We start from the raw sequence: 11,266 nt of genomic DNA, 5'->3' as shown, positions 1-11,266 counted from the left end.
CATCGAAAAGGCAAAGGCCGACAGGTGTCGTTTACCCTCGAGCACAAGCGCCTGCCTAACTACACCGACTGGATGAAACACCGGGTGGATAGCTCGCAGGGTAAAGAGATCTACAGTCACCGCATGTCGGTGGTGGAACCGGTGTTCGGCAACATTGGCACGAATAAGGGCCTGAATCGCTTCAGCTTGCGGGGCAAGAAGAAGGTGCAGGGCCAGTGGCAGCTATACTGCCTGGTGCACAATATTGAGAAGCTGGCGAATTACGGGCGGATGGCGGCGTAATGCCGAGAGTGAAAGTCCCGGAAAAGTACCTACGGGAAACCAGCAATGCCGGCTCCAGGGGCCCCAAAAGGCCGAAGTGGATGGCTGAACATCGAAATCACGGGAATCGGCCACTTGATGGCTGCGATAAAAATGACAGGAATCAGTCGTTGGGAATGACTCGGAATCGGGTTTTTCTACAGCTTCGTTAGGAGATAGGGATGTCTATAAACATTGAGCTGGCCGAGACGACTGAGCAGTTTGATGCAGGTGGCCGGTTGATTCGTGCGTATGCTGAGTTTCTGGGGCTGGATTTAGAGTTCCAAGGTTTTTCCAGCGAGTTGGCTTCGCTGTCAACGATGTACGGTCCACCCAACGGTGCACTCTTGCTCGCCAAGCTGAGGGATATTCATGTTGGTGCCGTCGGTCTTAGAGAGTTTGAGCCGGGCGTTGCTGAGATGAAGCGGATGTATGTTCTTCCCGACTACCATGGCATGGGTGTGGGCAAGGCACTGACCGAAGCGTGCCTTGGCCGAGCAAAGGAATTGGGTTACGGGTCGGTGCGGCTAGACAGTATTCGTGAGCTTGATAAGGCATTGCGGCTTTACAGCGATTACGGCTTTAAGGAAATTGAGCCTTACCGATTCAACCCACACCCGGAAGCCGTATTCATGGAGTATAAAACCTCCTAACAATCGGCTGCACGGCGACCGATTTTCCGCCGCTTTGCGGCTCCAAACCGGCACGTGAGCCGGGCGTTAAGTGTCACTAGGCTTTGAAGATGATACCAATTAAAGAAAATCCTGATTTTGAAGCAGAAGAGAGCTTGGAAAGTTACCTCGAAAAGTGGCCTGACGATTTAGATAATATACCTGAATGTGTCATCGAGCAGTGGTGCTACCGACACAATGAAATGTTTATTGAATCGTGGTCAGGTTATCAACCAGAAAATTGGAGTTTTGAGCTGGTTGATTTTGATAATGACGAAATATTCGAAATAGAGCATCTAGATGGCGAGCTTGATCACTACGACTATGTTGGTAATGAATTTATTCAGCATCCTTACAAAAGAGATTTTGTTGCCAACTATATGCTTGAGCATGGTACTTTTCCTCAGCCGATAATTGTTGCTATTGATGGTGGTGAGGTTGAGCATCCCAAGAGTCACCCTGGAGAGTATATGAAGGAGCCATATCATCTTATCGAGGGGCATACTAGGCTTGGTATGCTTAGGGCAATGATAAATAGGGGGCTGGATACTACGGGAAGTCACGAAGTATGGTTAATGAAGTTCAACACTTAACAAGCACAGGCAAGGGACGTCTAAAAGCTGCGCTCGTTCCTCGCTTCGCTTTTAGCCGCCCCTGCTGTGGGCGTTAAATTGATATGGAAATTGTTCTCGTTCCCGCGATTGTAGGGCTTTTTTACCTTTGGCCCGTTCTTTTGTCAGAGCTGCACCTCTACCGAGTCGGCAAGTCGTCTGCGATAAAACTACGTTTAAAGGTTTATGGCCTGAGCTACGGTATCTGGTTAATTTTCGGGATCTTATATTCCCTGGTTTTAACTCAGCTAAATTTTGATGCAACACAGTATGCATCGACCTGTGGAGTAGATGAGAACGACTGCGACCAAGCCTATCTTATGACCGTCGAACGAATCGATGAGTGGGGTGACTTTTTCTTGCATCCCGTTGCTGCACTCTGCGCATGGTTCGTGCTGCAATGGCGTTCAAAGCAAATTTAACAAGTTGTTGTAGGTTGTTCCGGCCTGCGGCCTCCACCGGACGCCCCTGTCGGGGCGCCGCTAAACAAAAGCGTTAAAACACAAAGGGGGAGCATGTTTAAGGATTTTGATTTTTCTTTATTGGATGACCCGGACTTTAAAGAGGATTCGGTCAGGGAAGAATTGGTTCTCCCAATCATCAAGGGACTCGGTTACTCCGCCTCGGGCGATGCAAGGGTCGTACGTAGTAAGTCATTGGTTCACCCTTACGTAGCCATCGGTTCTCAGCCGAGAAAGATTTCCATAATTCCGGATTATCTTTTTAAGGCCAACGATGAACCTCTCTGGGTGCTGGACGCAAAATCACCTCAAGAGGATATACTTAAAAGTAAGCATGTTGAGCAGGCATATAGTTATGCTATTCACCCTGAGATTAGGGCGGAAATGTATGCTCTGTGTAATGGTCGTGAGTTTGCTCTTTACGAGATACGAAAATTTGAGCCAATATTGCATTTCAAGATTGAAGAAATTGATAGTCACTGGGAAAAGTTGTTTAGAATTTTAAATTCTGAGGTGCAAGGAAATCCGGGGCTAGTTAACTATGCTCCAGATTTTGGAATCTACTTAAAAAGAATTGGTGCTTCAGAAAAAATGAGATTCATTGCGCCATTCTGTAGATCCTGCTTTATAGCAAAGGTTGAAGATGGAGTTTATACGACTATAACTACCGTGCCTGGTGACATAGAAACGGCAATGTCTTTGGATTTCGATGAGTCTCAGTTACTACGGCTTTTGTCTTTTCAGTCAGAGGAGGTAGAAAAAGCAACCTTGAGTGCATTAAAGCGTCAGCCTTACCATGTTACTCTTGATCCATCAATTGTTGAATATGAATTTGGTGTGGTTGCTCATTTGTCCGACGAAGTAATACATAACGCCGAGGAATCATATTTGCCTTTTCAGGTGTCAGAGTTTTCAGAGTTTGGATCTAGCCCCAATCTCGAAGACCTCCATAACAATACAAATCAGCCGGACGCGTAAACGCGCGACTGTTTTGTGCATTAAATGTGTGAGGAGTGCGTGTGATTGAGGCAATAATTTCCAGCCTGCTGGTAGCTGCTGTGACCGGGTTGACTATTATTGCCTATCGGCACCCACGGGCTTTTAGCAAATTATTTACCCCGATTTTGGTGGTGACGGGCGCTGCTTTGGCTTCCGGATTAATATGGGATGTCGCAGTATCGAGAGCCTTTGTGAACCTCTCTCCCTTTGTTGATACTGGAAAGCTTCAACCAGCCCAGAACGCAATCGAAGCCCTTAGCCCTCCAATGGGATGGCTCATTGGAGGATTCTTTGGATTTTATATGTACTTGGTCTTTCTACTGAATCTCCCTAAATTACTGTCACAAGAGGGTGGCGACTCTAACCAGAAAGAGTGAATCAAGATTATTTAACAAGGCCAAGCACCGCGACGCCTACTACATTGCGGCTTTGCCTCCATTTCGTAGCCGCGCATGTTGGCTGGCGTTAAATTCAGGGAGGAAACGCAAACATGGAGAAAGTCGTCACAGGCTTATTGGTGCTCGTAGGCATCATTCATCTCTTGCCCGTTTCGGGGGTTTTGGGCGTAGAGCGCCTTGCCGCTTTGTATGGCATTTCCCTGGGTGAGCCCAACATCGAAATCCTGATGCGTCACCGGGCCATTTTGTTTGGGCTTCTCGGCCTGTTTTTGGTGTACGCAGCCTTCCAGCCATCGCTGCAAACACTGGCAATCATCGCGGGTCTCGCCAGCGTTGTGTCCTTCATCGCGATTGCGTGGTCAGTTGGCGGGTACAATGAGCCCGTTCGCAAGGTCGTCATCGCAGACATTGTCGCCATCATCGCGCTCATTGCTGCGGGGGTACTCCATGTCTTCGGCTGCAACCAAATTTAACAAGGCAATCAAATTCGTTCCGGCCCGATGGGCCTCCACCGGACGCCCTTTTCAGGGCGCCGTTTATTGCTGGCGTTATGCCCTATGGAGAGTTCTGAGCTAAATGGATACGTCTGAGCTTTTCGAGCTTTTTGGAAAGAACATTGATTCCCAGGAAGTACATTCGTTCTTGGAAAAGCATCCGTCTTTTAAAGTTGGCGATCCGGACTATGGGCGCCAATACGTCGAATCAAAGAGCGATGGTGTAGATCTGTTATTTGAGCCAGATGATGGCCCACAGGGTGGAAAGACCAAACATCTCAGAAATTGCCAAACCATATTCCTGTATGCACAAGGCAAGCATGAGCATGAGAAATACCCAGGTGAGGTTCCGTTGGGCTTCAGCTTTTCGGACTCACGAGCAGACCTTATCAACAAAGCTGCTCCGGAAAGGACATGGAAGATTGGGCAGGGTGAAGTTGATGTTACATTCCCTAATCCGAATCATGACCGTTGGGATTTGGGGGATAAGCTAATATCGGCTCACTACAGCAAGAAAACGGGTTCGATTATGTATTTCATAGTTACCCGAAAAAAGGCATAACCAGTGACTGTGGTGTCAATTCCATAAATTAAGCCATTTCACCCCGCCATGATTCCTGGTTTTTGATCATGGTATTGAGCATCACAATCATCTTTCTCATGCAGGCAATGAGGGCGACTTTCGGGATCTTTCCCTGGGCCTTCAGGCGTTCATAAAAGCGTTTGAACACCGGGTTGCACTGGATGGATGAGAGCATGGCCATGAACATTACGGTGCGGACTCTGTGGCGGCCACCTCGTATCCTTCGTTTGCCATTAAGCTTGCCACTGTCTCGGTTGATGGGCGCTACGCCGACAAGCGCCGCGATCTCCTTACGGTTCAGTGAGCCGAGTTCTGGGAGTTCACTCAGGAAGGTGTAGGCGAGCACTTTTCCAACGCCAGGCACGCTGGTCATGATCTCCATTTTGGTACGCCACTGATCCACTTTGGCGACCTCCTGCTCAATCTGTCGGGTCACGGTTTCGATCTGGCTCTGGAGCGTTCTGAGCAGGCTTTTGATGGACCGGTGAAGGTATTTTGGCAGTATCTGGAGACGGTTTTTCTCCATGGTGGACATTTCCAGAAGCTGAGAGCGCCTGATCAGTAAGTCCTTAATCTTCTGGGAGGTTTTATCCGGAATCGGCTTGATCTCAGGCTTCAGCGTGGCAGCATACCGGGCAATGACCTGTGCATCGATCCGGTCGGTTTTGGCGAGCACGCCAATGGCCTGAGCATAACGTCGAACGCTGATGGGATTGATGATGATGATCGGCAAACCGGCTTGGTCGCAGGCTTGAACCAAGGCATGTTCATATCGTCCTGAGGCTTCAACAACGATGCGTTCGATCTCGTAGTTTTTGAGGATACGGACAAAGCGGCGAATATGCGCTTCGGTATTTGGGATGGTGTAGAACTGCCCGGAGGGATGAAGAGCGATGTCCAGATTGGCTTTACCGACATCGACACCGACATTGACTGGGGTTTGGATTTCCGTGTTGTTCATAATAAGCTGACTCTGCCTTGCTATACGGGCTCGAGGCCCCGATGACTGTTCGAGTTATCGCTTGAGAGTCATGCAGCGCTACACACTGGTTATCGGTCTCTCGAAAGAGGAGCCTGCCAAGCATCGAGCTGCTGCATGAAGGCCCCCAGCGGCCACTGGGGGTGGGCCTCAATTTACCCAAACACGGCAGAAATTATCCATACAATGCAGGCACAGCGACGCCCATTACATTGCGCCTTCGGCTCCATTCCTTGGGCGCGCATGCTGCAAGCGTTATGTGGCAGTGACAGCCAGATTATGGAGATAGAGAAGCTCAGCAAGCTGCACCGATATGCAGCCCTCATGGCAGGCCTTTTCTTTGTGGCCGGTTTCATTAAAGCGTCTTTCCACGGTGGGAATGCTAGTGTTGCCGCCGTCGTTTGGTTGTTCGGGCTGTCGATTTATTTGCCTTTCTATGTCCTATATTCAGAGGGCACAGGTGCAATACGAATTCCGTATGGTGGAGAGGTTAGAAAGGACACTGGGGTAGTTGGTTTCCGTATTGCCCAGGGCTTATATTCCATTGGAGCAATTACGTTTTTTTTGCTCACCGTGGGTGACATTACATAACAATTGACTGTTGTCGGACGCGCCTACGCTGGCGCTCCGGGGCGCCGCAAAGCCGAAGCGTTAACTCGTAGAGCCGGTATGAATCTGATCTTGGAACGGACCGACCAAGTACGTTTTTTCACAAATATGCGTGAAGTCATAGCGGCGTTGGGTATTAGCTGCTCTGATTACGATTGGTATGTGAGCGATATCGAGACGAATGGCTTTCAGTTTGCCGAGGGCTGGTATTCCGGTGGTGAGCTCGAACCCCAGATCACAAGTGACGATATTCAGTTCATCTGGGCCGTATTCAGTGCCTTTCCTAAAGGAGTTCGGGTTGAAGTGAGAGAAGCGCCATTTGTCGATGGCAACCCGCATTACTGGGATGGCTCTGAGCCGGGGCCTCAATTAGACGGGGCTAGCTTCGAAATCGCTTGCTGGGAAAGTAGCGCAACCATCCTCGTCGGATTGGACGCAGAGAAGGCTGGCAGCTATCGATCAACTTTTTCCGATGCTGTGGATCTGAAATCCGCTGCCCGGAAATGAGTTAACAAATGCAGGCAAGGGACGCTCCTAACGTCGCGCCCCTGCTGCTGGCGTTATATCTTAGGGTCATATGGAAGAAAGTAATCTGGTTCAGGCATTGGCAATTTGGGGGGCTGTTACGGGAACTATCGGTACTGTAACTGGGGTTATCGGCTTGATTCTTCGTTATCGAGCGCACAAGAGAGATAATCCATGCCTGCAATGTGAATCGGATTTCTCCTTTGAGCATTCCTCGGGGAAGGCCAGTCCGAAACATAAAATCACGATCAGGTCTGTAGGTCGCCGTCCGGTAGCAGTGGATTATGTCAGATTTTTTATGAGGCCTGGGCGCCGCTGGCATCGTGTTTTCAAGTGGTATCACTGGTCTAACAAAAGGTGGGTCTACGATCAGGCGCCAAGAAGACCAATAAACCTGCCCGAAGGAACAAAGGAAGACATCTTAATATCGGTTCCAAACGGTTTTCCTCTTGGTGAAGTGCAAAAAGCAGAGGTGCACGATCAGGCTGGGAATGCTTGGAAGGTCTCCTGGCCAAGGCGAGGACGGCTTCAAACTTTGATTAGAAGTCAGGCGCTTGATGACAAACAGGAACAAAATGAGCGTCAGAAATGCACGGTTGAAGGGTACTTGGCTGGCGAGCACTTCTATATTTATGCTCAATGGAACCAAGAGCCAGGGAAAAAGAATTCGTTTAAGGCGCGGTTGTTCCGGTTCCAGACACGGCAAGAATATGATCGTAAGTGGACAGATTTAATAGAGAATCAGGTCCCGAGGCTTCTGCGAGAAGAGGTTTTAGAGATTCAGTGATATAACAATCGGCTGCACGGCGACCGATTTTCCGCCGCTTCGCGTCTCCAAACCGGCGCGTGAGCCGGGCGTTACGCACATAAATCAGAGGATCATGGCTAGCATCAGTCAGACTAAGGCTACACTTCGGATAATCGGCGATGATCTGCTTCCGGAGGACATAACCGATTCCCTTGGTGGCTTTCCAACCAGTTGCCAAGCCAAAGGCCAGGAGATCATTGCCAAGTCCGGAAAGGTCCGGGTGGCTACCACTGGGCTGTGGCGGTTGACTGCTACCGATCAGCTGCCGGGTGATTTGGATGCCCAAGTCTCTGAAATTCTTGACCAGCTTACAGACAATCTCGACGCATGGCAGGAATTATCCGATAACTATCGAATTGACCTTTACTGTGGTGTTTTCTTGGGTGGCAGTATGGAAGGGCTTCGTCTCAGTGCGGGATCTCTGTTGAAGCTTGGCGAACGTAATATATTGTTAGATATGGATATTTATGGCCCTGATTAAGGCCTCGAACTTGCGTAACAAGCGCATGTTGTCGGACTGGTTTTCCGCTGCGCTCCAAACCAGCCGAAAATGCAGGCGTTAAGCATCAAGCACACATAAGCATGTGTGAATATCACGTGTATATCGCAGGCCACCAATGAAAACTTACGATTTCCAGTCCTCCAACGCTTTTGCTGAACGTTTTGAAATAGCCCCCTATGCATCCGGCGCATTGGATGGTTTGTGCTTTGCAGTTAAAGACAACATTGATATCCGTGATCGATTTACCTCCTATGGTAGTAAGCCATGGCGTGAAGCGCATCCGCGAGCTGCCTACCATGCGGTTTGTGTGGAACAACTGCTGATGGCTGGAGCGCGTTGCGTCGGCAAAACAATAGCCGACGAATTTACCTATAGTCTGGACGGCGAGAGCTACTTCTACGGTACGCCAGTGAACCCACGCGCCCCGGATCGGATCCCCGGCGGGTCATCAAGTGGCTCGGCGTCGGCAGTCGCGTGTGGGTTGGTAGACTTTGCGCTGGGTACCGACTGTGGCGGATCAATCCGGATTCCCGCTAGCCTTTGTGGGGTGTTCGGTATGCGGCCAAGCCTGCACCGCATCTCCGAAGCCGGAGTACTTCCTTTTGCACCAAGTGTAAGCACTGTTGGCATATTGGCTCAAAATCTTCCTGTTCTGCGCCAAACGATGCGTGTACTTCTTCGCAGCCATGACGTTGCACTTCCACCAGTGAAAAATATCTATTTGGTGAAGGAAGCCTTCGCACTAGCCGACCCCGCGATCCAGAACGCCTTGTCCGAGTGCATTACGCATTTGGGTAATTTCCCTAACATCACCGTCACCTCCATTTCTCTGCGTGACATCACCGGCTTGGACATCAGCCTGAAATCGTGCAACGAGGATGCTCTTCGGATACTCCAGACGGCGGAAATTGCCAACGCCATTGGAGGCTGGATTCAGGAAAATCGACCTGAACAAGGACCGAACTTCCAGGCAGGATACCGGAACGTCGAACAGTTCGACCGCAGCACGATGAGCGACGCCCTGAACTTATGCGAAGTCCTCTTTTCACGGGTTGCCGCGTTCACTCAGCCAGGCGATGTTTTCTGTTACCCGACGGCACCTGTGCTTGCTCCGAAGAAGGGCACACTCACCGGCAGCAACCTAAATTCTGTACTCGATTATTACGACCGTACTATGGCCGTCACATCGTTTGCTGGTGTTGCCCGGCTACCCGAGATCACCATTCCACTGGCTCAGGTTAATGGTATTCCTGTTGGGCTTTCTCTGACAGCTGGTCACTATCAAGATGAGTTCCTACTCGACGCCAGTCTGCGCTTGTGGGGTTCTCAACCAACGGGGTTAGACTTATGTTCCGTAACTACGTAACGCACAAAGCCCAGATGCCCAACCACTCATTCCACCGGACACTGCGCGATAAAGCTGCGCATCGCCGGTGAATGCAGCCGTTAGCTATGATTGCCTTACCTGCAAAGTGATACTATAGTGTCACTTTCTATGTGTATCAGGGTGGGCCCATGAAAGTTGAGCTTGTTACCAACCTTAAGCGCCAAGCCACAAAAATCTTGGCAGACCTGCATCTGTCCAAAGAGCCGGTACTGATTACGGAGCACGGACAGCCATCCGCATACCTTGTCGATGTGCAAGATTACGAATTCATGCAGCGCCGACTTGAGCTGCTTGAGGGGCTCTCGCGGGGAGAGCTTGCTGTACTTGAGGGAAGAACGTACAGCCAAAGTGAGGCCAGGGAGAAAATGAGTAAATGGCTGAAGTAATTTGGACAGAGCCCGCCCTTCAAGAATTGGATGCCATTGCTGAGTACATTGCTCTGGATAATCCTGCTGCCGCAAGTCATCTGGTCCAGGAAGTTTTCGATAAGATCGAGCGTTTGGAAAATTTTCCCCAATCCGGACGGATTCCTCCAGAGCTCCCTAATTCGGTATACAGGGAGGTGGTGGTTCCACCGTGTCGCATTTTTTATCGTGAAGATGAGAAACGGGTTCTCGTCCTCTATGTCATGCGAGAGGAGCGGCAGCTTCGTGCGTACATGATTGGGAACAGCTAACCAGGCGCGTCACCCGGATGCCCTTGTCTGCGCTTCGCTACGTCAAGGTCACCGGTGCGCTCAGCGTTAGGCCGGCCAGGTGAACACAAAATAGTGCTGTCCCGGTTTGCGTACTGACGCCAAAGCTGTTGGTTGTCACTGATAAGTAAGGTCGTTTATTAAAGGGAGGGGGGTTAACGCCTGACTGAAACGAAACGCAAAAGGCCGGCAATTTTTTATCCCGCCATAGCGCGGCTCCAAAAACGCACCTGATTAATCCGAAATATCAAACCAATGAATATCAATAAATACACTGAGTGCCTGAATGATCTAATGGACTATTTTATTCTCGCCGACGTCCAAAGGTTGTCCCAGTTCAGCTCTGAAAATGCTTTGTCGGATGACTTGATGACTGAATTCACAACCAACGACAGTGGTGAGAAAGCGGTAGAGTCTGGTGTAATTATCCCGATGAGGGGTATTGAGAACTATCCTTACACGGTGTACTTCAATGAATCGTCCGATTCAGTGTTTTCGGCGCAAAACAGCGATCTCCAACACCGAAAAGCTGGTTATCTTATAGAAGTGAAGAGTTCCCGGTTGCACCTGTTAACTATGCCGCTTTTGCGAGCATGGTCAAAGAGTGTTGGGTTTATTGAATCGGGAACGCCTGGAAAGCCCTTTTTCGATTTGGAGAATGGGTGGTATGCCGTAGAGATCCTTTGTGGAGAAACCCCGCAGGAGAGTGGCTGGGAACCCACCATCGAATTCCTTTTTGAGCCGCGAGAAACGAAACCGGTTTATGGGGCGAATGTGGATTACAGTTTTCACATCAGTGCCAGAGAGTATTGAGAGTGGCATTCCAAACATAACGCTCAACAGCTGTACAGTGGCCTTGGTTACTGAGCTCCACCAGAGTGGGGAAAGTCCACCCTTTGGGGCTGGACCTTCAACGGAACAGCCTTTTCAGGCCGTCGAGAATCATCTCCTGGCAAATTGCGCCATTTCTGCAAACGCTGTGGTTCTCATTTGGTCGCCGAGAGGCCTGCACAGCCACACGTAATTGTTCGGGTAGCCACTCTGGACGATGACCCCGGTTTGAAGCCCGAGGCCCATATTTGGGTGTCGCACGACGTGCCATGGCTTGAGTACGATCGGGTGTGTCAGCATAGCGAATGGCGCGACGACATTTAACAAATCAATCAAGTTCGTTCCCGGCCTGGCGGCCGTCCACCGGACGCCCCTGTCGGGGTGCCGCTAAACAAAAGCTACATGGTGAAGCCA

At 50.1% G+C, this 11,266-nt stretch carries 17 protein-coding genes and 1 pseudogene; 17 read left to right on the top strand and 1 reads right to left on the bottom strand.

Annotation, left to right across the window (positions count from 1 at the left end; translation table 11 throughout):
- From K325_RS0117460 to K325_RS0117425, 8 genes are all read left to right on the top strand, one after another.
- Nucleotides 1-282 (top strand): transposase (locus K325_RS0117460; protein WP_156836630.1); only part of this gene is annotated, 282 nt, incomplete at its 5' end.
- Nucleotides 283-482: 200 nt separating this feature from the next.
- The gene (locus K325_RS0117455; RefSeq protein WP_051146714.1) at nt 483-953 is read left to right on the top strand and encodes a GNAT family N-acetyltransferase; all 471 of its coding nucleotides are present in this window, start codon (nt 483-485) and stop codon (nt 951-953) included.
- Nucleotides 954-1,042: 89 nt separating this feature from the next.
- Nucleotides 1,043-1,564, top strand: a complete 522-nt coding sequence (locus K325_RS0117450; RefSeq protein WP_029655547.1) for a hypothetical protein — start codon at nt 1,043-1,045, stop codon at nt 1,562-1,564.
- Between the two features lie 83 nt (nt 1,565-1,647).
- Nucleotides 1,648-2,004: a hypothetical protein gene (locus tag K325_RS0117445; protein ID WP_029655546.1), complete on the top strand. Its 357-nt coding sequence runs from the start codon at nt 1,648-1,650 to the stop codon at nt 2,002-2,004.
- A 93-nt stretch (nt 2,005-2,097) separates the two neighbouring features.
- The gene (locus K325_RS0117440) at nt 2,098-3,021 is read left to right on the top strand and encodes a type I restriction enzyme HsdR N-terminal domain-containing protein (protein WP_051146713.1); all 924 of its coding nucleotides are present in this window, start codon (nt 2,098-2,100) and stop codon (nt 3,019-3,021) included.
- A gap of 41 nt (nt 3,022-3,062) precedes the next feature.
- Entirely contained in the window at nt 3,063-3,419 is a 357-nt protein-coding gene (locus K325_RS0117435; RefSeq protein ID WP_029655544.1) for a hypothetical protein, read from the top strand.
- A gap of 113 nt (nt 3,420-3,532) precedes the next feature.
- A complete protein-coding gene (locus K325_RS0117430; RefSeq protein ID WP_029655543.1) occupies nt 3,533-3,913 on the top strand; it encodes a hypothetical protein in 381 nt (126 codons plus the stop codon).
- Nucleotides 3,914-4,016: 103 nt separating this feature from the next.
- The gene (locus tag K325_RS0117425; protein ID WP_029655542.1) at nt 4,017-4,496 is read left to right on the top strand and encodes a hypothetical protein; all 480 of its coding nucleotides are present in this window, start codon (nt 4,017-4,019) and stop codon (nt 4,494-4,496) included.
- A 28-nt stretch (nt 4,497-4,524) separates the two neighbouring features.
- Here the strand turns inward: K325_RS0117425 and K325_RS0117420 are convergent, their stop codons facing one another.
- Nucleotides 4,525-5,478: an IS110 family RNA-guided transposase gene (locus K325_RS0117420; protein WP_029655541.1), complete on the bottom strand. Its 954-nt coding sequence runs from the start codon at nt 5,476-5,478 to the stop codon at nt 4,525-4,527.
- A gap of 135 nt (nt 5,479-5,613) precedes the next feature.
- On the opposite strand from K325_RS0117420, the gene K325_RS0117415 reads away from it, so the two are divergent.
- The 9 genes and pseudogenes from K325_RS0117415 to K325_RS18510 form a co-directional block, all read left to right on the top strand.
- The gene (locus K325_RS0117415; protein WP_029655540.1) at nt 5,614-6,087 is read left to right on the top strand and encodes a hypothetical protein; all 474 of its coding nucleotides are present in this window, start codon (nt 5,614-5,616) and stop codon (nt 6,085-6,087) included.
- Nucleotides 6,088-6,165: 78 nt separating this feature from the next.
- The gene (locus K325_RS0117410; protein ID WP_029655539.1) at nt 6,166-6,612 is read left to right on the top strand and encodes a hypothetical protein; all 447 of its coding nucleotides are present in this window, start codon (nt 6,166-6,168) and stop codon (nt 6,610-6,612) included.
- Nucleotides 6,613-6,682: 70 nt separating this feature from the next.
- On the top strand, nt 6,683-7,417 hold the full coding sequence (locus tag K325_RS0117405) for a hypothetical protein (protein ID WP_144133342.1): 735 nt from the start codon (nt 6,683-6,685) through the stop codon (nt 7,415-7,417).
- Nucleotides 7,418-7,511: 94 nt separating this feature from the next.
- On the top strand, nt 7,512-7,919 hold the full coding sequence (locus tag K325_RS0117400; protein WP_029655537.1) for a DUF4279 domain-containing protein: 408 nt from the start codon (nt 7,512-7,514) through the stop codon (nt 7,917-7,919).
- Between the two features lie 136 nt (nt 7,920-8,055).
- Nucleotides 8,056-9,306, top strand: a complete 1,251-nt coding sequence (locus K325_RS0117395) for an amidase family protein (protein WP_029655536.1) — start codon at nt 8,056-8,058, stop codon at nt 9,304-9,306.
- A gap of 149 nt (nt 9,307-9,455) precedes the next feature.
- A complete protein-coding gene (locus K325_RS0117390; RefSeq protein WP_029655535.1) occupies nt 9,456-9,713 on the top strand; it encodes a type II toxin-antitoxin system Phd/YefM family antitoxin in 258 nt (85 codons plus the stop codon).
- Nucleotides 9,701-10,003, top strand: coding sequence for a type II toxin-antitoxin system RelE/ParE family toxin (locus tag K325_RS0117385; RefSeq protein WP_029655534.1), 303 nt, complete (start codon nt 9,701-9,703; stop codon nt 10,001-10,003). The genes K325_RS0117390 and K325_RS0117385 overlap by 13 nt, the downstream gene beginning before the upstream one ends.
- A gap of 387 nt (nt 10,004-10,390) precedes the next feature.
- Nucleotides 10,391-10,834 carry a hypothetical protein gene (locus tag K325_RS0117380; protein ID WP_156836628.1) on the top strand — a complete coding sequence of 148 codons (444 nt, stop codon included), beginning with the start codon at nt 10,391-10,393 and terminating at the stop codon, nt 10,832-10,834.
- A 90-nt stretch (nt 10,835-10,924) separates the two neighbouring features.
- Nucleotides 10,925-11,176 (top strand): annotated as a pseudogene (locus K325_RS18510) (GFA family protein); the annotation flags it as partial.
- Nucleotides 11,177-11,266: the final 90 nt, after the last annotated feature.

The organism is Marinobacter daepoensis DSM 16072 (genome assembly GCF_000421165.1).
GTDB classification, from domain to species: Bacteria; Pseudomonadota; Gammaproteobacteria; order Pseudomonadales; family Oleiphilaceae; genus Marinobacter; species Marinobacter daepoensis.
This window is presented reverse-complemented; position numbering and strand designations above follow the sequence as displayed.

What these genes read in the sequence shown, in the direction of transcription:
- K325_RS0117400 (WP_029655537.1), top strand. Translation starts at nt 7,512, where the DNA reads ATGGCTAGCATCAGTCAGACTAAGGCTACACTTCGGATAATCGGCGAT.
- K325_RS0117425 (WP_029655542.1), top strand. Translation starts at nt 4,017, where the DNA reads ATGGATACGTCTGAGCTTTTCGAGCTTTTTGGAAAGAACATTGATTCC.
- K325_RS0117450 (WP_029655547.1), top strand. Translation starts at nt 1,043, where the DNA reads ATGATACCAATTAAAGAAAATCCTGATTTTGAAGCAGAAGAGAGCTTG.
- K325_RS0117445 (WP_029655546.1), top strand. Translation starts at nt 1,648, where the DNA reads ATGGAAATTGTTCTCGTTCCCGCGATTGTAGGGCTTTTTTACCTTTGG.
- K325_RS0117380 (WP_156836628.1), top strand. Translation starts at nt 10,391, where the DNA reads ATGACTGAATTCACAACCAACGACAGTGGTGAGAAAGCGGTAGAGTCT.
- K325_RS0117390 (WP_029655535.1), top strand. Translation starts at nt 9,456, where the DNA reads ATGAAAGTTGAGCTTGTTACCAACCTTAAGCGCCAAGCCACAAAAATC.
- K325_RS0117430 (WP_029655543.1), top strand. Translation starts at nt 3,533, where the DNA reads ATGGAGAAAGTCGTCACAGGCTTATTGGTGCTCGTAGGCATCATTCAT.
- K325_RS0117415 (WP_029655540.1), top strand. Translation starts at nt 5,614, where the DNA reads ATGAAGGCCCCCAGCGGCCACTGGGGGTGGGCCTCAATTTACCCAAAC.
- K325_RS0117440 (WP_051146713.1), top strand. Translation starts at nt 2,098, where the DNA reads ATGTTTAAGGATTTTGATTTTTCTTTATTGGATGACCCGGACTTTAAA.
- K325_RS0117405 (WP_144133342.1), top strand. Translation starts at nt 6,683, where the DNA reads ATGGAAGAAAGTAATCTGGTTCAGGCATTGGCAATTTGGGGGGCTGTT.
- K325_RS0117420 (WP_029655541.1), bottom strand. Translation starts at nt 5,478, where the DNA reads ATGAACAACACGGAAATCCAAACCCCAGTCAATGTCGGTGTCGATGTC.
- K325_RS0117395 (WP_029655536.1), top strand. Translation starts at nt 8,056, where the DNA reads ATGAAAACTTACGATTTCCAGTCCTCCAACGCTTTTGCTGAACGTTTT.
- K325_RS0117455 (WP_051146714.1), top strand. Translation starts at nt 483, where the DNA reads ATGTCTATAAACATTGAGCTGGCCGAGACGACTGAGCAGTTTGATGCA.
- K325_RS0117385 (WP_029655534.1), top strand. Translation starts at nt 9,701, where the DNA reads ATGGCTGAAGTAATTTGGACAGAGCCCGCCCTTCAAGAATTGGATGCC.
- K325_RS0117410 (WP_029655539.1), top strand. Translation starts at nt 6,166, where the DNA reads ATGAATCTGATCTTGGAACGGACCGACCAAGTACGTTTTTTCACAAAT.